This window comes from Pseudokineococcus basanitobsidens, assembly GCF_037482545.1.
Taxonomy (GTDB): domain Bacteria; phylum Actinomycetota; class Actinomycetes; order Actinomycetales; family Quadrisphaeraceae; genus Pseudokineococcus; species Pseudokineococcus basanitobsidens.
Genome location: NZ_JBBIAA010000003.1, coordinates 65,715 through 86,860 on the forward strand (window position 1 = coordinate 65,715; position 21,146 = coordinate 86,860).

Annotated in this window: 17 protein-coding genes and 1 tRNA gene; 14 read left to right on the forward strand and 4 right to left on the reverse strand. The window is 77.3% G+C overall.

Features of this window, described 5'->3' with window-relative positions:
• Positions 1-50: 50 nt before the first annotated feature.
• The 11 genes from WDZ17_RS04610 to WDZ17_RS04660 all read left to right on the forward strand — a co-directional run bounded on the left by WDZ17_RS04610 (position 51) and on the right by WDZ17_RS04660 (position 10,837).
• A tRNA-Val gene (locus tag WDZ17_RS04610) sits at positions 51-122 on the forward strand.
• A 269-nt stretch (positions 123-391) separates the two neighbouring features.
• Positions 392-1,033: an MOSC N-terminal beta barrel domain-containing protein gene (locus tag WDZ17_RS04615; RefSeq protein WP_339573958.1), complete on the forward strand. Its 642-nt coding sequence runs from the start codon at positions 392-394 to the stop codon at positions 1,031-1,033.
• Positions 1,034-1,225: 192 nt separating this feature from the next.
• Positions 1,226-3,214: a threonine--tRNA ligase gene (gene thrS, locus WDZ17_RS04620; RefSeq protein ID WP_422631831.1), complete on the forward strand. Its 1,989-nt coding sequence runs from the start codon at positions 1,226-1,228 to the stop codon at positions 3,212-3,214.
• On the forward strand, positions 3,211-3,771 hold the full coding sequence (locus WDZ17_RS04625; protein ID WP_339573960.1) for an HIT family protein: 561 nt from the start codon (positions 3,211-3,213) through the stop codon (positions 3,769-3,771). The genes thrS and WDZ17_RS04625 overlap by 4 nt, the downstream gene beginning before the upstream one ends.
• Before the next feature lie 98 nt (positions 3,772-3,869).
• Positions 3,870-4,490, forward strand: a complete 621-nt coding sequence (gene pgsA, locus WDZ17_RS04630; RefSeq protein WP_339573961.1) for a phosphatidylinositol phosphate synthase — start codon at positions 3,870-3,872, stop codon at positions 4,488-4,490.
• Positions 4,487-5,503, forward strand: coding sequence for a phosphatidylinositol mannoside acyltransferase (locus WDZ17_RS04635; protein WP_339573962.1), 1,017 nt, complete (start codon positions 4,487-4,489; stop codon positions 5,501-5,503). Before pgsA ends, WDZ17_RS04635 begins: the two co-directional genes overlap by 4 nt.
• Positions 5,504-5,528: 25 nt before the next feature.
• Positions 5,529-6,803, forward strand: coding sequence for a glycosyltransferase family 4 protein (locus tag WDZ17_RS04640; protein ID WP_339573963.1), 1,275 nt, complete (start codon positions 5,529-5,531; stop codon positions 6,801-6,803).
• Positions 6,800-7,438, forward strand: a complete 639-nt coding sequence (locus tag WDZ17_RS04645) for a hypothetical protein (RefSeq protein ID WP_339573964.1) — start codon at positions 6,800-6,802, stop codon at positions 7,436-7,438. Before WDZ17_RS04640 ends, WDZ17_RS04645 begins: the two co-directional genes overlap by 4 nt.
• Before the next feature lie 160 nt (positions 7,439-7,598).
• Positions 7,599-8,570, forward strand: a complete 972-nt coding sequence (pdxS, locus tag WDZ17_RS04650) for a pyridoxal 5'-phosphate synthase lyase subunit PdxS (RefSeq protein WP_339573965.1) — start codon at positions 7,599-7,601, stop codon at positions 8,568-8,570.
• A 177-nt stretch (positions 8,571-8,747) separates the two neighbouring features.
• The gene (locus WDZ17_RS04655; RefSeq protein ID WP_339573966.1) at positions 8,748-10,043 is read left to right on the forward strand and encodes a hypothetical protein; all 1,296 of its coding nucleotides are present in this window, start codon (positions 8,748-8,750) and stop codon (positions 10,041-10,043) included.
• 2 nt (positions 10,044-10,045) lie between these two features.
• Complete coding sequence (locus WDZ17_RS04660; RefSeq protein ID WP_339573967.1) at positions 10,046-10,837, forward strand: class F sortase; 792 nt, start codon at positions 10,046-10,048, stop codon at positions 10,835-10,837.
• A gap of 45 nt (positions 10,838-10,882) precedes the next feature.
• Here WDZ17_RS04660 and panB read toward each other — a convergent pair whose 3' ends face one another.
• From panB to WDZ17_RS04675, 3 genes are all read right to left on the reverse strand, one after another.
• Positions 10,883-11,770: a 3-methyl-2-oxobutanoate hydroxymethyltransferase gene (panB, locus tag WDZ17_RS04665; protein ID WP_339573968.1), complete on the reverse strand. Its 888-nt coding sequence runs from the start codon at positions 11,768-11,770 to the stop codon at positions 10,883-10,885.
• Positions 11,767-13,605 (reverse strand): NAD+ synthase, encoded by a 1,839-nt coding sequence (locus WDZ17_RS04670; protein WP_339573969.1) that lies wholly within the window; start codon positions 13,603-13,605, stop codon positions 11,767-11,769. The genes panB and WDZ17_RS04670 overlap by 4 nt, the downstream gene beginning before the upstream one ends.
• A gap of 62 nt (positions 13,606-13,667) precedes the next feature.
• Positions 13,668-15,221 (reverse strand): MFS transporter, encoded by a 1,554-nt coding sequence (locus WDZ17_RS04675; RefSeq protein WP_339573970.1) that lies wholly within the window; start codon positions 15,219-15,221, stop codon positions 13,668-13,670.
• Positions 15,222-15,417: 196 nt separating this feature from the next.
• Between WDZ17_RS04675 and WDZ17_RS04680 the strand changes: the two genes are divergently transcribed.
• From WDZ17_RS04680 to WDZ17_RS04690, 3 genes are read left to right on the forward strand one after another with little or no spacing between them, the layout of a single operon-like run.
• Positions 15,418-16,785, forward strand: coding sequence for a glutamine synthetase family protein (locus tag WDZ17_RS04680; RefSeq protein ID WP_339573971.1), 1,368 nt, complete (start codon positions 15,418-15,420; stop codon positions 16,783-16,785).
• A gap of 11 nt (positions 16,786-16,796) precedes the next feature.
• Positions 16,797-17,732, forward strand: a complete 936-nt coding sequence (locus tag WDZ17_RS04685; RefSeq protein WP_339573972.1) for a type 1 glutamine amidotransferase — start codon at positions 16,797-16,799, stop codon at positions 17,730-17,732.
• Positions 17,729-20,812 (forward strand): bifunctional [glutamine synthetase] adenylyltransferase/[glutamine synthetase]-adenylyl-L-tyrosine phosphorylase, encoded by a 3,084-nt coding sequence (locus WDZ17_RS04690; protein ID WP_339573973.1) that lies wholly within the window; start codon positions 17,729-17,731, stop codon positions 20,810-20,812. Before WDZ17_RS04685 ends, WDZ17_RS04690 begins: the two co-directional genes overlap by 4 nt.
• Positions 20,813-20,857: 45 nt before the next feature.
• On the opposite strand, the gene WDZ17_RS04695 is transcribed toward WDZ17_RS04690, so the two are convergent.
• Positions 20,858-21,145 (reverse strand): YrhK family protein, encoded by a 288-nt coding sequence (locus WDZ17_RS04695; RefSeq protein ID WP_339573974.1) that lies wholly within the window; start codon positions 21,143-21,145, stop codon positions 20,858-20,860.
• Position 21,146: the final 1 nt, after the last annotated feature.

The window sequence follows — 21,146 nt, forward strand, 5'->3', positions numbered from 1 at the left end:
CCGCGCCGGATGCGGTAACCTCCGCATCCGGCGCAGCGGTGGCGCCGAGAGGGCGATTGGCTCAGCGGTAGAGCGCCTCGTTCACACCGAGGAGGTCACTGGTTCGATCCCAGTATCGCCCACCGCACACGACGACGGCCGGTCCCCGACGGGGCCGGCCTTCGTCGTCCCCGGTCCTCGTCGTCCCCGGTCCTCGTCGTCCCCGGTCCTCGTCGTCCCCGGTCCTCGTCGTCCCCGGTCCTCGTCGTCCCCGGTCCTCGTCGTCCCCGGTCCTCGTCGTCCCCGGTCCTCGTCGTCCCCGGTCCTCGTCGTCCCCGGTCCTCGTCGTCCCCGGTCCTCGTCGTCCCCGGTCCTCGTCGTCCCTGGCCCACCAGTACCCGCAGGAGGCCCCGTGCACGCCAGCCCGACGCTCCCCCCGGACGCCGGTGAGGTCGTCGGCCGCGTCGCCCGCCTCGCCCGGTACCCGCTGCGCTCGGCCGGCGGCGAGGACCTGCGGGCGGTCGCCTGCACGGCGGACGGCCTCGAGGGCGACCGCGCCCACGTCCTCGTCGACGGCCGCGGCACGGCGCTGCGGGGCAAGGACGTCCCCGCCCTCGCCGGGCTCGCCGCCGCGCTCGTCGACGGCCGGCTGGAGGTCCGGGACGCCACCGGGCGGGCGCTCGACGACGCGGCCCTGGCGGACGCGACCGGCGTCCCGGGCGCGCGCGCGGCCGCCGCCGCGGAGCACGGGGCCGCCCCCGGCGGGGACGCCGTGGCGCCGCTGCACGTGGTGAGCGAGGGGGCCGAGCAGGGGCCGGGCGGGGACGAGTGCGACCCGCACCCCCGCGCGAACGTCGTGCTGGCCCTCGCGCCGGACCGGGCTCCCGGTGCCGAGCGGGGCTGGGTCGGCGCCGAGCTCGCGGTCGGGACGGTGCGTCTGCGCGTGGCGCGGACCCCTCGCCGCTGCCTCGGCGTCTACGCCGACGTCCTCGAGCCGGGGGAGGTCGCGGTGGGCGACGAGGTGCGGCTGGTCGAGAGGCCCCCAGGGCGCTGACCGTTCGGCTCCGCGGGGAGACCGGGCGCGCCGGCGCCCGTGGCTAGCATCGCCGCCGTGCCCGAGATCCCCAGCTCCCCAGCCGCCGACGGTCCCGACGAGCCCAGGAGCGACGAGCCCAGGAGTGACGAGTCCGGGCGCGCGACGCCGCCGGGCGCGGGGTCCGAGGGGCCCGCGGGGCCGCCGGTGCAGGTGGTCGTGGTGGGGCCGGACGGCAGGGCGGGGCGGACGCTGCCCGCGGGCTCGACCGCGGGGGACGCGCTCGCCGAGCGCCGCGGCGACCGCGGGGAGGACGCGCTGGTCGTCGCCCGCGTCGGGGGCGAGCTGGTCGACCTCGACACCGTGCTCGCGGACGGCGACGTCGTCGAGCCCGTGACGGCGGGCTCGGCGGACGGCCTGCAGGTGCTGCGGCACTCGGCGGCGCACGTGCTGGCGCAGGCCGTGCAGGCCGCGCGACCGGACGCCCGGCTCGGCATCGGCCCGCCCGTCGTCGACGGCTTCTACTACGACTTCGACGTCGACGTGCCTTTCACGCCGGAGGACCTGCAGGCGCTGCACAAGGCGATGGGACGCATCGTCAAGGAGGGGCAGCGGTTCTCCCGCCGCGTCGTCACCGAGGAGCAGGCGCGCGCCGAGCTGGCGGACGAGCCGTACAAGCTCGAGCTCATCGGCCTCAAGGGGCCGGCCGGCGGGGGCGAGGTCGCCGAGGGCGCCGCCGTCGAGGTCGGGGGCGGCGAGCTGACGATCTACGAGAACCTGCGGCGCGACGGCTCGGTGGCGTGGCGCGACCTGTGCCGCGGCCCGCACGTGCCGAGCACGAGGGCGCTCGGCAACGCGTTCGCCGTGACCCGGTCCGCCGCGGCCTACTGGCGGGGGGACCAGGAGAACGCGCAGCTGCAGCGCGTGTACGGCACCGCGTGGCCGACGAAGGAGGCGCTGACCGCGTACGTCGAGCGCCTCGCCGAGGCCGAGCGGCGCGACCACCGGCGTCTCGGCACCGAGCTGGACCTCTTCTCCTTCCCCGACGAGATCGGCTCCGGCCTGCCCGTGTTCCACCCGCGCGGCGGCGTCGTCAAGCGGGAGATGGAGGACTACGTCCGTCGCCGGCACGTCGAGGAGGGCTTCGACTACGTCGGCACCCCGCACATCTCCAAGCAGCAGCTCTTCGAGACGTCCGGGCACCTGCCGTACTACGCGGACACGATGTTCCCGCCGATGGAGCTCGAGAACGCCGAGTACTACCTCAAGGCCATGAACTGCCCGATGCACAACCTCGTCTACCGGTCTCGCGGGCGCTCCTACCGCGAGCTCCCGCTGCGGTTCTTCGAGTTCGGGTCGGTCTACCGGTACGAGAAGTCCGGCGTCGTCCACGGGCTCACCCGTGTCCGCGGGATGACGCAGGACGACTCGCACAGCTACTGCACCGCCGAGCAGGCGCCCGGGGAGATCTCGAAGCTGCTCGGGTTCGTCCTCGGGCTGCTGCGCGACTTCGGGATCGACGACTACTACCTCGAGCTGTCCACCCGCGGCGACTCAGCCAAGTTCATCGGCTCCGACGAGCAGTGGGAGCAGGCGACGGAGGTCCTGCGGCAGGCGGCGGTCGAGACCGGGCTGGAGCTCGTCCCGGACCCGGGGGGCGCCGCGTTCTACGGCCCGAAGATCTCGGTCCAGGCGCGCGACGCCATCGGGCGGACCTGGCAGATGTCGACCGTCCAGTACGACTTCAACCAGCCGGAGCGGTTCGGCCTGGAGTACCAGGCCGCCGACGGCTCCCGGCAGCAGCCGGTGATGATCCACTCGGCGAAGTTCGGCTCGATCGAGCGCTTCCTCGGCGTGCTCGTCGAGCACTACGCCGGCGCCTTCCCGCCGTGGCTCGCGCCCGTCCAGGTGGTCGGGATCCCCGTGGCCGGCGACTTCGCCCCGTACCTCCACGACGTCGCCGCCCTCCTGCGCCGCCGCGGCGTCCGGGTCGAGGTGGACGACTCCGACGACCGGATGCAGAAGAAGATCCGCACCCACACCAAGCAGAAGGTGCCCTTCCTGCTCATCGCCGGTGGCGAGGACGTCGAGAAGGGCGCCGTGAGCTTCCGCTTCCGCGACGGGCGTCAGGACAACGGGGTGCCCGTCGACGAGGCCGTCGAGCGGGTGCTCACCGCGATCACGACGAGGGCGCAGGTGTGAGCGTCGAGCCGGCCGCGGGCCTGCCCGGCGACCCGGACGGCTTCGAGCGGCTGTGGACGCCGCACCGCATGGCCTACATCGGCGGCCAGGACAAGCCGGCCGACGCCGGCGAGGGGCCGCAGTGCCCCTTCTGCCGCGCCCAGCACGCCGACGACGAGGACGGCCTCGTCGTCGCGCGCGGCGAGGAGTGCTTCGCCGTGCTCAACCTGTACCCGTACAACCCCGGCCACCTCATGGTCTGCCCCTACCGGCACGTGGCCTCCTACGTGGACCTCACCGAGGCCGAGACGGTCGAGGTGGCCCGGATGACACGGACCGCGCTGCGGGTGCTGGCGGACGTCAGCGCCCCCCACGGCTTCAACCTCGGGATGAACCAGGGCGAGGTCGCCGGGGCCGGCATCGCCGCCCACCTGCACCAGCACGTCGTGCCCCGGTGGGGCGGGGACGCGAACTTCCTGCCCATCGTCGGCCGCACCAAGGCCGTGCCGGAGCTGCTCGCCGACACCCGCAGCAGGCTCGCCGCGGCCTGGCCGGGGCCGGACCGCACGCAGCCCTGAGGGAGGGCCCGAGCGCCGGCCCGAGCGCCGGCAGGGCCGGCGTCGGCCGGGCGCGGCGGGCAGGTCGGGCCCGCCCCGCTGGCTAGGGTCTGCCCACGATGCTGAGCCGCTACGCACGCGCCGTGATGTCCGCCGTCTTCGCACCGCTGGCCCGGGCGCTCGTGCGCCGTGGGGTCAGCCCCGACGTCGTCACGGTCGTCGGGACGCTCGGCGTCGTGCTGTCGGCGCTGCTGCTGCTGCCGACCGGCCACCTCGTCGTCGGGCCCCTCGTCATCACCGTCTTCGTGCTCTCCGACACCCTCGACGGCGCCATGGCCCGCGAGACCGGCCGGTCGGGCCCCTGGGGCGCCTTCCTCGACTCCACGCTCGACCGCTTCGGCGACGCGGCCATCTTCCTCGGCGTCGCGCTGTGGTTCCTCGGTCGCGGCGACGACGCCCTGGCCGGCGTCCTCGCCCTCGCCTGCCTCGCCCTCGGGTCGGTCGTGTCCTACGCGAAGGCACGCGCCGAGGGCCTCGGCATGACGGCCGACGTCGGCGTCGCGGCCCGGGCGGACCGGCTCGTCGCCGTCCTCGTCGCCACCTTCCTCGTCGGCCTCGGTGTGCCGTCCGTCCTGCTCGTCGTCGTCCTGGCGGCCCTGGCCGTCCTCAGCGCCGTGACGGTCGGCCAGCGGGTCGCGACGGTCCGCCGCCAGGCGCTGCCGCGGCGCCCCGTCGCATGAGCCGTCGGACGAGCCGTCGGACGAGCCGTCGGACGGGTCGTCCGGCGGGCGCTCGAGGTCGCGGTGCCGGGCGGGGGCGCGGCCGGCCGGGCCGGCACCCGCTGCTCCTGGCCTGGCGGGCGGCACGGGCGCTGCCCGAGCCCGTCGTGCGGGGCGTCGCCGCGGCGGTGGCCGACGGGCTCTGGGCGGCCTCGGCGGTCCCGGGGCTGCGCGGGGCGGCGGCGCTGTCGGGGCTCCGCGTGCTCGCCGAGAACCTGGCGGCGGCGCGGCCGGGGGCGGACCGGCGCACGTCCCGCCTCCTGCTGCGCGCCGCGCTGCGCTCCTACGCCCGGTACTGGGTGGGCTTCTTCCGCCTGGACGGCTGGGACGAGCAGCGCCGCCGCACGGCCTACCGCCCGCACGGCTTCGAGGGGCTGCGCGCCGAGCTGGCGGCCGGCCGGGGCGTCGTCGTCGCCCTGTCGCACTCGGCCAGCTGGGACGTCGCGGGCGCGTACGCGGCGCTCGAGCTGGCGCCCGTGACGACCGTCGCGGAGCGCGTCGAGCCGGCGGTCGTCTACGACGCCTTCGTGGCGGCCCGCGCCGCCGTCGGCGTGGAGGCCCTGCCGCTGACCGGCGGGAGCCCACCGCTGCCCCGGCTCGTGCGGCGGCTCCGGGCCGGCGGCATGGTCCCGCTGCTGGTCGACCGGGACCTCGGCGGCGCCGCGGTGGAGGTCGACCTCCTCGGCGGGCGCGCGCGCGTCGCGTCCGGCGCGGCGGCGCTCGCGGACGTCGCCGGCTGCGCGCTGTTCGCCCTGGAGTCCTGGGACGAGCGCGACCCCGCCGCCCCCGGCGGCTGGGTCGTGGCCGGGCGCGCGCACCTCGTCGAGCGCGCGACCGAGGGGACCCGCGCGGAGCGCGTCGCGGTGACGACCCAGCGCGTCGCCGACGTGCTCGGCGCCGCGCTCGCCCGGCACCCGCAGGACTGGCACGTGCTCCAGCCCGTGCTCCTGACGCCGCAGGGGGGCGCGGCGTGAGCGACGGGGCCCCGCGGGGCCGGTCGTGAGGATCGGGGTCGTCTGCCCCTACTCCGTCGACGTCCCGGGCGGCGTCCAGCTGCACGTCCGCGACCAGGCGCGCGAGCTGCGGGCCCTGGGGCACGACGTCGCGGTGCTCGCGCCGGGGGAGGAGCGCCCCGCCGGGTGGGACGGGCCGGCGCCGGAGCTGGTCGGCCGAGCCGTCGCGGTGCCCTTCAACGGCTCCGTCGCCCGGCTGTCCTTCGGGCCGGTGGCGAACGCCCGGACCCGCCGGTGGCTGGGGGCCGGCCGCTTCGACGTCGTCCACGTGCACGAGCCCGCCTCGCCGAGCCTGGGTCTCCTGGCGCTGCTGGCGGCCGACGCGCCCGTCGTCGCCACCTTCCACAGCGCCCTGGACCGGTCCCGGGCGATGCTCGCGGCGCAGCCCCTGCTGCGGCCCGGGCTCGAGCGGCTCTCGGCGCGCATCGCCGTCAGCGAGGACGCGCGTCGCACGGTGGTCGAGCACCTGGGCGGCGACGCCGTCGTCGTGCCCAACGGCGTCCGGGTGGCCGACTACGCGGGCGCGGCCCCGCGCCCGCGGTGGCAGGGCCTGCGGGCCGGGCGTCCGCCCGTCCTCTGCTTCCTCGGCCGCGTCGACGAGCCGCGCAAGGGCCTGGCCGTGCTCGCCGGCGCGCTACCCCGGCTGCGCGCGCAGCACCCCGGCCTGCGGGTGCTCGTCGCCGGCACGGGCGACGGCGCGGGGCTGCGCGACCTGCCGCGCCGGGACGCGGCGGCCGTGGAGGTGCTGGGCGCGGTCAGCGAGCAGGACAAGCGCGCGCTGCTGGCCTCCGTCGACGTCTACGTCGCCCCGCAGACCGGCGGGGAGAGCTTCGGGGTCGTGCTCGTCGAGGCCATGGCGGCGGGCGCGCCCGTCGTCGCCAGCGCGCTCCCGGCCTTCCGGCGGGTGCTGGACGACGGCCGTCTGGGCGCGCTCTTCCCCGTGGGCGACGCCGCGGGGCTCGCCGACGCCGTGCAGGCCGTCCTCGCCGACACCCCGGGGACGGAGCGACGCCGTCGCGCCGCGACGACCGCGGTGCGGCGCTACGACTGGTCGGTCGTCGGGCGCGAGCTCGTCGCCGTCTACGAGACCGTGCTGCAGGGCGTCGGGGCCGTCGCGCTCGTCGCACCGGCCCCGGACGACCCGCCGCCGTCGTCGCGGTGGCGCGCCCGGCTCGTCCGGGGTACCCGTCCGACCTCCGCCCGTCGGGGACCGGGCGCGTCGGGACGCCGGAGGTCCGGGGGCGCAGGGGGCTCGCGGTGAGCGGGGGGTGGGCGGTGCTCGTCGACGTGCGGGTGCTGCTGCTCGTGGGCCTGCTCCTCGTCGTCCTCGCGCTCGCCACGCTCGTGCTGAGCACCGCGGCGCGGCGCCTGGACCGCCTGCACCGGCGCGCCGACGGGGCGCGCGCCGCCCTCGTCGAGCAGCTGGTGCGACGGGCCGCGGCGACCGACCGCCTCGCGCGCAGCGGCCTGCTCGACCCGGCGGCGTCGGTGCTCCTCGCCGGGGCCGCCGCCGAGGCCCTCGGCGTCGGCGAGCCCGCCCGGACGGCCCCGGTCGTGCCCCCGCCCGACGGAACCGCCGAGCCGGCCGGTGCGGTGCGCCTGGCGCAGGGGCGCGAGAGGGCGGAGAGCGACCTGTCCGCGGCGCTGCGGGCGGCGCTGCCGCCCGAGGTCCTCGCCGACCTGACCTCGCGGCCGGAGGCGGAGGGGCTGCTGGGCGACCTCGCGACGTCGTGCCACCGTCTCGCCCTGGCCCGGCGCCTGGCCAACGACGCGCAGGTGCAGGTGGCCCGCCGCCGGCGCTCCCGCCTCGTGCGCTGGGCGCACCTGGCCGGCCGCGCCCCGGCGCCCCGCACCTTCGAGGTCGACGACGAGCCGCCCCCGGGCCTGCTGCCCTGAGCCGGGGCCGCCGAGCGGGGCCCGAGCGGGCCCGGGGGCCCCGGGGGCCTCCGCGTCGGAGGCCTACCATGGCCCTGTCCGGCGCCCCCGCCGCGCGCGGCCCGGGGGAGCGGTGCGAGACCCGCCGGACGACTCCCGCCACGACCACTGCGAGGTACCGGTGCCCACGCCCGAGACGACCCAGCCCTCCGCCGACCAGGCCCCCGGGGCGCAGCCGCCCACGGGTCCCGGCGAGGCGGCCCGCGACAGCGCGGCGCGCGGCACCGCCCGGGTCAAGCGCGGCATGGCCGAGATGCTCAAGGGCGGCGTCATCATGGACGTCGTCACGGCGGAGCAGGCGAAGATCGCCGAGGACGCCGGCGCCGTCGCGGTGATGGCCCTCGAGCGGGTCCCCGCCGACATCCGTGCCCAGGGCGGTGTCGCGCGGATGAGCGACCCCGACCTCGTGCAGGGCATCGTCGACGCCGTCTCCGTGCCGGTCATGGCCAAGGCCCGCATCGGGCACTTCGTCGAGGCCCAGGTCCTGCAGAGCCTCGGCGTCGACTACGTCGACGAGTCCGAGGTGCTCACGCCCGCCGACTACGCCCACCACATCGACAAGTGGCGCTTCACCGTGCCCTTCGTCTGCGGCGCCACGAACCTCGGGGAGGCGCTGCGCCGCATCACCGAGGGCGCGGCGATGATCCGCTCCAAGGGGGAGGCCGGGACGGGCGACGTCTCCAACGCCACCGGGCACATCCGGACGATCCGCGCGGAGATCGCCCGGCTGACGTCCATGAGCAGCGACGAGCTGTACGTCGCCGCGAAGGAGCTGCAGGCGCCGTACGAGCTCGTCGCCGAGGTCGCCGCGGCCGGGAAGCTGCCCGTCGTCCTCTTCACCGCCGGCGGCATCGCGACGCCCGCCGACGCCGCGATGATGATGCAGCTCGGGGCCGAGGGCGTCTTCGTCGGCTCGGGCATCTTCAAGTCGGGCAACCCCGCCGAGCGCGCCGCCGCGATCGTCCGGGCCACGACCTTCTTCGACGACCCCGACACCATCGCCAAGGTCTCCCGCGGCCTGGGCGACGCGATGGTCGGCCTGAACGTCGACGCCATCCCCGAGCCGCACCGGCTGGCCACGCGCGGCTGGTGACCTCCGCCCGCGCGGTCGTACACGGCGCCCCGACCCCCTCACGGCGGCCGGGGCGCCCGCGGCCCGCGGGTCTTCTCCGAAACCTCTCAGACCGAAACCTCTCAGACCGGGCACCCGCTGCCGATAGGGTCCGGGCACCGCGGGCACGGAGCCCGCTCCCACCCCGAAGGGGCCTCCATGCGCCGCACGACCACCCGCCGAGCCGCCTCCACCGGGCTCGGCGCCCTGGCCGCGACCACCGCCCTCGCGCTCGCCGCGCCCAGCGCGAGCGCGGCGACGAGCGAGATCGTGCTCGACCCGGCCGCCGAGGAGGTCTTCCTCAGCCTGTCGGCCTACCCCACCTCCTCGGACCTGCAGGAGTCGGCGGACTACGCGCCGGTCCCCACCTCCGGCGAGGTCACCATCGCCCTGCCCTCCCTGGCGCGTGCCTCCGGCGACCTGTCCGCCGGGGTCTACGAGCTCGACGCCTACGAGCAGGCCGCCGGGGACGACGACCTCGAGCCGATCGCGACGACGGAGACGGCCCCGGACGACTTCACCGTCGCCCCGGGCGAGGACGGTGCCTCCTCGGTGGACGTGGTGCTCCCGGTCGAGCTCTTCGACGACCTCCAGGTCGACGAGGTGGTCGTCCTCGTGGACGGCGTCCAGGTCGACGGCTTCACCGAGGGCCCGGTGCTCGACTTCGCCGTGGAGGCCACCCCGTCGGCCTCCTCCGGGCGCGACGACGTCGTCCCGCTCGAGCTCGCCGCCGACCTGTTCGCCGTCGCCGCGCTCGAGGACACCCTCGAGGCGACGGCCGGCGCCCCCTTCGACCTGGCGCTGCCCGAGGAGTCGTCGTTCACGGCGCTCGGCGTGACGTCGCTGGAGGACGCGGCCCTCTCGCTCTACCCGTTGGGCGACGGGGACGACTTCGCCTGGGTCTCCGAGGTGGGGACCGACGCCGGCGCGGCCGTCGCCGCGAGCCCGTCGGGTGCCGCGGCCGCCGCCGCGCTCGCCGAGGGCGCCGACGCCGTCACCGCGGTCGAGGCGGCTGCCGCGGCGCCGGTGGCGGCGACGGACGCGGACGACATCGACTACGAGGACCTCGAGCCCGACGTCGAGGTCTCCGACGACGGGCGCACGGCCCAGGTCACCCCGTCGGCGGACCTGCCGGAGGGTGACTACCTGCTCGAGCTCCTGCTCCCCTCGACGACGGACGACGCCGTGCTCACCGTCGTCTTCGGCGACGTGGAGCTCGCCGCCGCCGCGCCGGAGCCGACGCCCACGGTCACGGTGACGCAGCCGGCGCCCACGACGACGGTGACCGCGGCGCCGCCGCGGCAGAACCCGGGCCTGCGCTCGAACACCGGTGTCGAGGACGCCGCTCCCGGCCTGCCCGACGGCGGCCTCGTCCTGCTCGGCTCCGGGATGCTCGCCGTCGCCGGGGCGACCGGTGCGGCGGCGGCCCGCTCCTCCCGGCGCGCCCGCCGCTGAGCGTGAGCACGGACAGCACCCCGCCGACGGGCGGCGCCTCCCCCTCGCGGGGGCGGCGTCGCCCGTCGCGGCGCGCTGCGGCGCTCGCCACCGCCGCGGTCCTGGCGGTCGGCGGAGCGGTGCTCGTGGCCGCAGGCCTGGGCGACGCCGAGCCCGTCGTCGCGTCCGCGCCCGTGCCGGCCCCCACCGCGCCGCCACCGAGCCCTCGGCCGACCCTCGCGCCCAGCCCGTCACCGTCACCGTCACCGACGACGTCCCCCGCCGTCGTCACGCCGCAGCCCGAGCCGGAGGCCCAGCCGACCGCCGTGCCCTCCCTGGAGGCCGACGCCGACACCCGCCTGCGAGTGCCGTCGGTCGGGCTGGACCTGCCCGTGCACGAGCTGCGCCCGGACGACGGGGCCATCAACCCGCCGACCATGACGGACGCCTACTGGATCGCGCCCTACGGCGAGCCGGGCGCCGGTGACGACGCGCCGGACAACACCGTCTACGTCGCGGCGCACTCGTGGAGCCGCGGCGACGCCGCCTTCGACCCGCTGCTGGACGCCGACTTCGAGGGCGGTGCCGTCGAGCCGGGGGACGAGGTCGTCCTGGACACGCCGTCCGGGGAGGTCGACTACGCCGTCACGGACGTCCGCCGCTACGGCAAGGACGCGCTCCCCGACGCCGACGCGGTCTGGCAGGTGCACCCCGGGCGCCTCGTCCTCATCACGTGCTTCCAGCGCGAGGACGGCCGCCGCTCGACCGAGAACCTCGTCGTCACCGCCGAGCAGACCGGCCCCGCGGCGGGCTGAGCCCGGTCCCCTGTCCCCGCGCGGTGAGCCCCGCAGCGGCGGGGCTCACCCCTCGAAGGAGTGCTCTGCCGCCGGGAAGGCCCCGCTCTCGACGTCGTGCACGTACGCCTGCGCCGCGGCGGAGAGCGCACCGCGCAGGTCGGCGTACTGCTTGACGAACCGGGGGGTGCGCCCGCCGCCGAGGCCGGCCATGTCCGTCCAGACGAGGACCTGCGCGTCGGTGCCAGGGCCCGCCCCGATGCCGACCACGGGCACGACCAGCTCGTGGGCGAGCCTCGCGCCCACGTCCGCCGGCACCATCTCGACGACGACGGCGAAGGCGCCGGCGTCCTGCAGCGCCCGCGCGTCGCGGACGAGCCGCTCGACGTCCTCCCCCCGGCCCTGGACCCGGTAGCCGCCCAGCGCGTGCTCGGACTGGGGCGTGAAGCCGACGTGCCCCATGACGGGGACGCCGGCGTCGACGAGGGCGCGCACCGACGGCGCCACGGCCGCCCCGCCCTCGAGCTTCACCGCGGCGGCGCCGCCCTCCTTGAGCATCCGCACCCCGGTGCCCAACGCCTGCGCCGGTCCCTCCTGGTAGCTCCCGAAGGGCAGGTCGGCGACGACGAGCGCGCGCGAGGTGCCGCGCACGACCGCCCGGGTGAGGACGAGCATCTCCTCGACGGTCACCGCCAGCGTCGAGGTCTGGCCGAGGACCGTCGTCCCGGCGGAGTCCCCGACCAGCAGGACCGGGACGCCGGCGTCGTCGAGGACGGCGGCGGTGAGCGCGTCGTAGGCGGTGAGCATCGCCCACCGCCGGCCCTCGTCCTTCCAGCCCTGCAGGGTCCTCGTGCGGACGACCCGGGGCCGGCGGGTCGGCCCGGGGGCCGGTGCCCCCTCGTCGCTGCCGGTCGCCGGATCGCCGCCGTAGGGGGCGGGCACCTCGTCGCTCACTCGTCCTCCTCGCGCCAGTGCGTCGTCACGGGGAGCCGGCGGTCGCGGCCGAAGGAGACGGGTGTCGTCTTGGGACCGGGGGCGCCCTGGCGGCGCTTCCACTCGGCGCGGTCGACGAGGCCGACGACGCGCCGGACGTCCTCGGGGTCGTGGCCCGCCTCGAGCAGCTCCGAGCGGCCCATGGCCCGCACGACGTAGTCCTCGAGCAGCGCGTCGAGGACGTCGTACTCGGGCAGGGAGTCCTGGTCGGTCTGGTCCGGGCGCAGCTCCGCGGACGGCGCCTTCGTGATCGAGGCCTCCGGGATCGGCTCCCGCTCGCCGCGGGCCCGGGCGTCCTCGTTCCGCCAGCGGGCCAGCCGCCAGACGTCGGTCTTGGCGACGTCCTTGAGCGGGGCGAAGCCACCGACCGAGTCGCCGTAGATCGTCGAGTAGCCCACCGAGAGCTCGCTCTTGTTCGACGTCGTGAGCACGAGCTGGCCCTCGGAGTTCGAGATGCCCATGAGCAGCGTCCCGCGGACGCGCGCCTGCAGGTTCTCCTCCGCGACCCCGCTCATCGGCACGTTCTCCAGGAAGGCGTCGACCATCGGGGCGATCGGGTGGGTGCGGTAGTCGATGCCCAGGCGCCCGGCGAGGTCGTCGGCGTCGCTGCGGGAGTGGGCGGTCGAGTACCCGCTCGGCATGGAGACGCCGACGAGCCCCCCGGGGCCGAGGGCGTCGACGGCCAGGGCCGCGCAGACGGCGGAGTCGACGCCCCCGGACAGGCCGAACAGCACCTGCGTGAAGCCGTTCTTGCGCACGTAGTCCCGCAGGCCCAGGACGAGCGCCGCCCAGAGCTCGGCCATCTCCCCCAGCGGCTCCGCCACCGGGGCGGGGACGGGCTCGCGGTGGGGCGCCGGCTCCTCGCCCACCACGACGCGGTCGACGCCGGGGACGTCCGCCGGGGACGCCGAGCCCTCGGGCAGGTCCAGGTCGACGACGACGAGCTGCTCGACGAAGGCCTCCCCGCGGGCGAGCACCTGCCCGTCGGCGGCCACGACGAGCGACCCGCCGTCGAAGACCAGGTCGTCCTGGCCGCCGACCGTGTTGACGTAGGCCAGGACCGCGCGGGCTTCGCCCGCCCGCCGGCGGCACAGCTCGAGCCGCGTGTCGTCCTTCGACCGCTCGTACGGCGAGGCGTTGAGGACGACGAGCAGCTCCGCGTCGGCGTCGTGCGCCGCGGCGACCGGGCCGCCCTCCTGCCAGAGGTCCTCGCAGATGGCGACGGCGACGTCGACCCCGCGCACGCGGGCCACCAGGAGGTCGCGGCCGGGGACGAAGATGCGGAACTCGTCGAAGACGCCGTAGTTGGGCAGGTGGTGCTTGGCGTAGCGACCGACGCGCGCCCCGCGGTGCAGCAGCCCGGCGCAGTTCTGGGGCAGCCCCTTCGGGACCCCGGTGCCGCCGCCGTCCCGTCGGCCGCCCTCGCGCTGCAGGCCGTGCGGCGGCGCCGACGCGTCCCCGCCCTCGCGCTGGCCGCGGCCGGCGGCGCCGACGCCCTCGGCGAGGGGGCCCTCGACCCGGTCGACGTAGCCGACGAGGACGGGCAGCTCGCCGAGCCCGTCGGCGGCGAGGTCGGCCGCGAGCTGGTCCAGCGCGGCGCGCGAGGCGTCGACGAACGAGCGGCGCAGCGCGAGGTCCTCGACGGGGTAGCCGGTGAGGGCGAGCTCGGGGAGCACGAGCAGGTCGGCCCCGGCCGCGGCGGCCTCCGCCGCGGCGCGGCGGACGCGGGCGGCGTTGGCCGCGAGGTCGCCGACCGTCGTGCCCACCTGGGCCAGGGCGAGGCGCAGGGACGGCATGGCGCGAGCGTAGCCACGCAGGCCGGGCGCCCCGGCGTGCTCCCGGCCGGTGGCGCGCGCCGTCAGGCGTCCTGCCGCTGCTGCCGCCGCTCGTCGCGCAGGTCGGCGACGGCGGGCACGAGGCTGAGCAGCACGAGCGCGACCGCGACGAGCAGGCTCGCGACCAGGCCGGCCGTGAGGTCGGCCCCCTGCAGCCCGCCCCCGGCGCCCGAGGCCGCGCCCCCGCCGGCCACCCCGGCGACGCCGAAGAACACGGCCCCCACGACGGCGATGCCCACCGAGGAGCCGATGCGCTGGCTGGTCTGCAGGACGCCGCTGGCCGAGCCCGACCGCGGGCCGGTGACGACCGACAACGTCAGCGTCGTGTTGGGCGAGATGACGACGCCGCTGCCCGCGCCGGCGACGAGCAGCGGGACGACCAGGGCGAGGCCCAGCTGCCACGGCGGCAGGACGTCGGCCAGCGTCGCCACCACCGCGAGGGTGCCCAGCAGCCCGACGGCGACGGTCGAGAGGCCGCCCACGACGAGCCGGCGCCCGAGCCGGCTCACCGCGCTCCCGGCGACGACCGGCGTGAGCGCACCGCCGACGGCGAACGGCGTCTGCGTGAGCCCGGCCTGCAGCGGGGTCATCCCGAGCCCGTCCTGCAGGTACAGGGACAGCACGAAGAAGATCGTCGTGAAGCCGGTGAAGTACACGAGCCCGACGAGGACGCCGTTGCGGTACCGGCTCGTGCGGAACAGGGACAGGTCGACGACGGCGTCCCGCCCGCCGTCGGTGCGGCGGCGCTCCCAGCGGACGAAGGCGACGCCGAGCCCGGCGGAGGCGAGCCAGAGCAGCGCCCAGACGAGTGCGGGCGGCTGCTCCAGCAGCGGCAGGAGCAGCGCGGTGAGGGCGCCCGCGAGGAGGGCGACGCCGACGACGTCCACGTCGGCCCGGCGCCCGCCCTCCGGGCGCGACACCGGGAGCCAGCGCATCGCGAGCACGGCACCGGCCACGCCGATCGGGATGTTGACGAAGAAGACGAGACGCCACGCCGAGGGGTCGGGGTCCAGGCTCAGGATGGTCCCGCCGAGCAGCGGACCGACGGCCGTGGACAGCCCGATCGAGGTGCCCAGCAGGCCGAAGGCGCGCCCGCGCTCGCGGCCCGAGAAGAGCGTCTGGATGAAGGCGGCGACCTGCGGCTGCAGCAGGCCACCGCCGACGCCCTGGAGCAGCCGTGCGGCCAGCAGGAGCCCCGGCGTGGGCGCGAGGCCGCACAGCAGGCTCGCCGTGGTGAACGTCGCGAGCCCGGCGACGAACACGCGCCGGCGGCCGCGGGCGTCGCCCAGCCGCCCGGCGGGCACGAGCACGAGGCCGAAGGCGAGCGCGTAGCCCGACAGGACCCACTGCAGGTCACCGCCGCTCGCCCCCAGGTCCGCGCTGATCGAGGGCAGGGCGACGTTGATGATCGAGACGTCGAGCAGCGTCATGAAGCCTGAGACGAGGCACACCGCCAGCGCCTTCCAACGCCGTGGGTCCGGCTCCGACGGGGAGCCGTCGGGGCGCCCGGACGCGGGCCTGCCCTCGTCGGGACCGCTGGAGGAGGAGGCGGGCTGCTCGCGGCGGTCCGTCGTCACCGCGGAACGGTATGCCGGGGCACCGGCCGGCACGCCGCCGGGGCGGGAGGCGGGGTCGGCGGCGAGCGCGCGTCCTCGGGCGTCGGCCGGCCCCGCGGCGCTGGCAGGATGACGCGGCAGCAGGGGCACCAGGCCGGCCGCACCAGGTCGGCGTCAGGTCAGGCACACCGCACCGAGCACCGAGGCAGGGGGACGGATGGACCGTCAGCAGGAGTTCGTGCTCCGCACCATCGAGGAGCGCGACATCCGCTACGTGCGGCTCTGGTTCGCCGACGTCCTCGGGAGCCTGAAGTCGGTGGCCGTCGCCCCGGCGGAGCTCGAGAGCGCCTTCGCGGAGGGCATCGGCTTCGACGGGAGCGCCATCGAGGGGCTCGCCCGGCGCTCCGAGTCCGACATGCTCGCCCGCCCCGACCCGTCGACGTTCCAGGTGCTGCCGTGGCGCGGCGAGGACGGCCAGGCCGGCGTCGCCCGCATGTTCTGCGACATCCTCACCCCGGACGGCGAGCCCGCCCTCGCCGACTCCCGCAACGTGCTCAAGCGCACCCTCTCCCGGGCCGCCGAGTCGGGCTTCACCTTCTACACGCACCCCGAGATCGAGTTCTACCTGTTCCGGGGGACCCCGGCGGACAGCGTCGGCGCCGAGGGCGGCGCCGTGCACGCACCCGTGCCGGTGGACACGATGGGCTACTTCGACCACGTCCCCGGCGGCACCGGGCAGGACTTCCGCCGCGCCGCCATCGCCATGCTCGAGGCGATGGGCATCTCGGTCGAGTTCAGCCACCACGAGGGCGGTCCGGGCCAGAACGAGATCGACCTGCGCTACGCCGACGCGCTCACGACGGCCGACAACGTCATGACCTTCCGCACGGTGGTCAAGGAGGTCGCCCTCTCCGAGGGCGTCTACGCCTCCTTCATGCCGAAGCCGCTGGCCGACCACCCGGGCAGCGGGATGCACACCCACCTGTCGCTGTTCGAGGGCGACCGCAACGCCTTCCACGAGCCGGGCGCCCAGTACGAGCTCAGCGCCACCGCGCGGCACTTCATCGCCGGGCTGCTGCGGCACGCGCCCGAGACCTGTCTCATCACGAGCCAGTTCGTCAACAGCTACAAGCGGCTGTGGGGCGGGTCGGAGGCCCCCTCGGACATCGCGTGGGGGCACAACAACCGGTCCGGCCTCGTGCGCGTGCCCCGCTACAAGCCCGGCAAGGCGCAGTCCTCGCGGGTCGAGCACCGCGGCATCGACACGGCGGCCAACCCCTACCTCGCCTTCGCGGTCCTCCTGGCGGCCGGCCTCAAGGGGGTGGCGGAGGAGTACCCCCTCGCGGAGGGCGCGGAGGAGGACGTGGCGCTCCTCACGGACGCCGAGCGCCGCGCCATGGGCATCGGCCAGCTGCCCGCCAGCCTCGACCACGCCATCCACCTCACCGAGGGCAGCGAGCTCGTCGCGGAGACGCTGGGCGAGAGCATGTTCGAGCACGTCCTGCGCAACAAGCGGGCCGAGTGGGTGGACTACCGGGCCCAGGTGACGCCCTTCGAGCTGCGGCGCTTCCTGCCCTGGCTCTGAGGCGCCGCCCCGTGGACGCCGACCTCCGGACCGCTCCGGGCAGCCCCGCCGCCGGCGACGGCCCCGGCGCGCTGCGCGTGCTCGTCGTCCAGCACGAGGACGGCTGCCCGCCGGCCCTGCTGGCCGACGCCCTGGTCGCGCTCGGCGCCGTCGTCGACGTCGTCCGCCCCGACCTGGGCCTGCCCCTGCCCACCTCGCTCGGTCGCCGGGGGCCCGGCCGGCCGGCCGGGGGGCACGACGCCCTCGTGGTCCTCGGCGGCAGCGCGGCCGCGGACGACGACGCGGCCTGGCCGTGGCTGCCCGCCGTGCGGGGGCTGCTGGCGGCCTGCGCCGCCGACGGCACGCCCGTGCTCGGGGTGTGCCTGGGGGCCCAGCTGCTCGCCGCCGCCACGGGCGGTCGCACCGGCCCAGCGCCGTCGGGGCCCGAGCACGGCCCGGGCGACGTCGAGGCCGTGCCCGGCGCCGGGCAGGACCCCCTCGTGGCCGCCGTGGGGAGCCCGCCGCCGCCCGGGGCGACCGTCGGCGGCGGGCCGGGGCACGAGCCGACCGGCGCCCCCGACGACCGCACCGGCGCGGACGACGCGGAGCAGCCCGTCCTGCGCTGGCGGGCCGTGCAGTCGCACGGCGACGCCGTGCTGGAGCTCCCGCCCGGGGCCCGCCTGCTCGCCTCGTCGACGGCCTGCCGGGTCCAGGCCTTCGCCGCCGGTCGCGACGGCACCGCCTGGGGCGTGCAGTACCACCCGGAGGCGACGTCCGAGCTCGTCGCGGGCTGGTGCGCCTCGGAGGGCACCCGCTCGCAGCTGTCCGCGCTCGGGCTGACCGCCGAGGACGTCGTCGCCGCCGTCGTGGGGGAGCAGCCGGCGCTCGTCGTCTCCGCCCGGCGCCACGCCCGGGTGCTGCTCGAGGCCGCCGCGGCGCGGCGGGCCCGCGCGGAGGAGCCCGCGTGAGCGCCCCGGTCGTCTCCGTGGGGCTGCTGGCCCGGCGCGGGTACACCGACCCGGAGGCGGCGCAGCGCGTCCTGGCCGACCCGGCGCTCGCCGGCGCCCTGCGCCGGTGGGGGGCGGGCGAGGCGTCGACCCCGCGCCGGTCCGCCGCGGACGGACGGCGCGGCCCGGCGCAGCGGCCGGCCCCGCGCTCGCCGCAGGAGGCGGCCGACGAGCTCGTCGACCTGCTCGCCGGGGCGGCGGACCCGGACGCCGCGCTGCGCGCCGTCGCCCGCCTCGCCGAGCACCCCGGGTCCCCGGCCCTGCGGCTGCTCGCCCGCCCCGGACCGGCGCGGGCGCGCCTCGTCGCGGTGCTCGGTGCCTCGTCCGCCCTCGCCGACGGGCTCGTGCGCCACCCCGGGGACGCGGACGTGCTCGAGGACGACGACGTCCCCGTGCCCGCGGCCGCGCTGCGCGCCGAGCTGCTGCGCGGCGTCGGCGCCGACCCCGACGACGACGGGCCGGTCGCGGCGGACGGGGCGAGCCGTGATGACCTGCGCCGCGCGTACCGCCGGCGCCTGCTGAGCCTGGCCGGGCGCGACCTCGCCGCGCCCGCGCCCGAGCGCCGCCTGGGCGACGTCGCCCGCGAGCTCGCCGACCTCGCCGCCGCCGCCCTGGAGACGGCGCTGGCGCTGGCGCGACGGGACGTCGGCCCGGAGCACGCCGGCGCCCGGCTCGCCGTGATCGGGATGGGCAAGTGCGGCGGGCGCGAGCTCAACTACGTCAGCGACGTCGACGTCGTCTACGCGGTCGAGCCCGCCGACGGGGTCGCGGAGCAGCAGGCCCTGGCCGTCGGCACCCGGCTGGCGCGGCTGCTGGCCCAGCACTGCTCCGCCTACACCGCGGAGGGCGCGCTGTGGCCGGTGGACGCCAACCTGCGACCCGAGGGCGGCGCGGGACCGCTCGTCCGGACGGTGGACAGCCACCGGGCGTACTACGAGCGCTGGGCGAGCACGTGGGAGTTCCAGGCGCTGCTCAAGGCCCGCCACGTGGCCGGGGACCCCGTCGTCGCCGAGGCCTACCTCGAGGCGGTGCGCCCCGGGGTGTGGACGGCGGCCGAGCGCGCGGGCTTCGTCCCCGACGTCCAGGCGATGCGGCGCCGCGTCGAGGAGCACGTCCCGGCGAAGGAGCGGCCGCGCCAGCTCAAGCTCGGCCCCGGCGGGCTGCGGGACGTCGAGTTCAGCGTCCAGCTGCTGCAGCTCGTGCACGGCCGTGCCGACGCGCACCTGCGCAGCGGCACGACCCTCGACGCGCTCGAGGCGCTGGCCGCCTACGGGTACGTCGGGCGGGCCGACGCCGGGCGGCTCGACCGGGCGTACCGCTGGCTGCGGGTGCTCGAGCACCGCGTCCAGCTGGCGCGGCTCACGCGGACGCACCTCATGCCGGTGGACGAGGACGACCGGCGCCGGCTCGCGCGCGCCGCCGGGGCCGGGGACGTGGCCGGGCTCGACGCGCGGTGGGCCGAGACCCGGCGGACCGTCCGGCGCCTGCACGAGCGGTTGTTCTACCGGCCGCTGCTGGGGGCCGCCGCCCGGCTGTCCACCGAGGACGTCCGCCTCGGGCCCGACGCCGCCCGGGCGCGCCTGTCGGCCCTGGGCTACCGGGACCCGGCCGGCGCGCTGCGCCACCTGCAGGCCCTCTCCGGCGGGGTGAGCCGGCGCGCGGCCATCCAGCGCCAGCTGCTGCCGGTGCTCCTGGGCTGGTTCGCCGACGGCGCCGACCCCGACGCCGGGCTGCTGTCCTTCCGGCGGCTGTCGGAGTCGCTCGGGGGCACGCACTGGTACCTGCAGATGCTGCGGGACGACGGCGTGGCCGCGGAGCGCCTCGCGAACCTGCTCGCGGGCAGCCGGATGGCCGCCGACCTGCTCCTGCAGGCGCCCGAGGCGGCCCGGTGGCTGGAGGGCGAGGTCGAGCTGCGCCCGCGGCCCGCCGCGCAGCTGCGCGCCGAGGTCGGGTCGGTCGTCGCCCGCCACCGCGACCCCGTCGACGCGGTGAACGCCGCCCGCGCCGTCCGCCGGCGGGAGATGACGCGCACGGCCGTCGGAGACCTCTCCGGGGTCCTCGGCCTGGAGGAGGTGGGCGAGGCGCTCACCGCGGCGACCGAGGCCGTGCTCGCCGGCGGTCTCGCCGCGGCGCTGCGCTCGGTGGCGGGCCGTCGGGGCGAGCCGCTCCCGGTCCGGATGGCGGTCGTCGGGATGGGCCGCCTCGGGGGGCGCGAGCTCACCTACGCCAGCGACGCCGACGTGTTGTTCGTTCACGAGCCGGTGGGCGGCGCGCCCGAGGCGCTGGCGCAGGAGGTCGCCGTCGCCGTGGCGGGGGAGACGCAGCGGCTGCTGACCTCCCTGGGCCCCGAGCCGCCGCTGGCGGTGGACGCCGCGCTGCGGCCGGAGGGGCGCAGCGGGCCGCTGTCGCGCTCGCTGTCCTCCTTCGCCTCCTACTACGCGCGGTGGTCGGACGTGTGGGAGGCGCAGGCCCTGCTGCGCGCCGAGCCGGTCGCCGGGGACGTCGAGCTCGGCGCCGCCTTCTGCGCGCTCGTCGAGGGCGTGCGCTACCCCTCGGCGGGCCTGGACGGGGCGCAGGTGCGCGAGGTGCGCCGGATCAAGGCGCGCGTGGAGTCCGAGCGGCTGCCCCGCGGCGTCGACGCGCGACGGCACGTCAAGCTCGGCCCCGGCGGGATCTCCGACGTCGAGTGGACGGTCCAGCTGCTGCAGCTGCAGCACGCCCACGTCGAGCGCGGCCTGCGCACGACGTCCACGCTGGGGGCGCTGGCCGCGGCGGCTGCGGCCGGGCTCGTGGACCCGGAGGACGCCTCCGTGCTCGAGGACGCCTGGCGGTGGGGCTCGCGCGTGCGGGCCGCCCTGGCGCTCTGGACGGGCCGGCCCGGCGACGTCGTCCCCACCGACCTCGACGACCTGGAGGGCGTCGCGCGGCTGCTGGGGATGCCCGCCGGCTCCGCCGGCGCGCTGGAGGACGAGCACCGCCGCCGCACGCGCCGCGCCCGCGCCGTCGTCGAGCGGCTGCTGTTCGGGTGGCAGGACGGCTGACGCCCGGGCCCGTGCCGGCGGCGCCCGGAGGGCCGCCAGGTCGCGTCAGTACTCGGCGCCGCTGTCGAGCGGCGAGCCGTGGCGACGGCGCAGGTGCACCTTGCGCGTCAGCCGGATGACGGGACGGATCATCAGCTCGACGCTGCCGACGAGGAAGAACCAGGTGCCGACCGTGCTCGTCGACTCCCAGAAGAACAGGACGCTCCCGGCGATGAACCAGGCCGCGACGAGGACGTCGTTGACGATGCTCAGCACCTCGTAGCGCTGCCGCAGCACGAGCTCGTCGTGGCCGAGACGGACCTGCAGGTCCTGCGGGTGGGTGCTGCTGCTCACG

What these genes read in the sequence shown, in the direction of transcription:
- pgsA (WP_339573961.1), top strand. Translation starts at nt 3,870, where the DNA reads ATGCTGAGCCGCTACGCACGCGCCGTGATGTCCGCCGTCTTCGCACCG.
- WDZ17_RS04635 (WP_339573962.1), top strand. Translation starts at nt 4,487, where the DNA reads ATGAGCCGTCGGACGAGCCGTCGGACGAGCCGTCGGACGGGTCGTCCG.
- WDZ17_RS04655 (WP_339573966.1), top strand. Translation starts at nt 8,748, where the DNA reads ATGCGCCGCACGACCACCCGCCGAGCCGCCTCCACCGGGCTCGGCGCC.
- WDZ17_RS04670 (WP_339573969.1), bottom strand. Translation starts at nt 13,605, where the DNA reads ATGCCGTCCCTGCGCCTCGCCCTGGCCCAGGTGGGCACGACGGTCGGC.
- WDZ17_RS04680 (WP_339573971.1), top strand. Translation starts at nt 15,418, where the DNA reads ATGGACCGTCAGCAGGAGTTCGTGCTCCGCACCATCGAGGAGCGCGAC.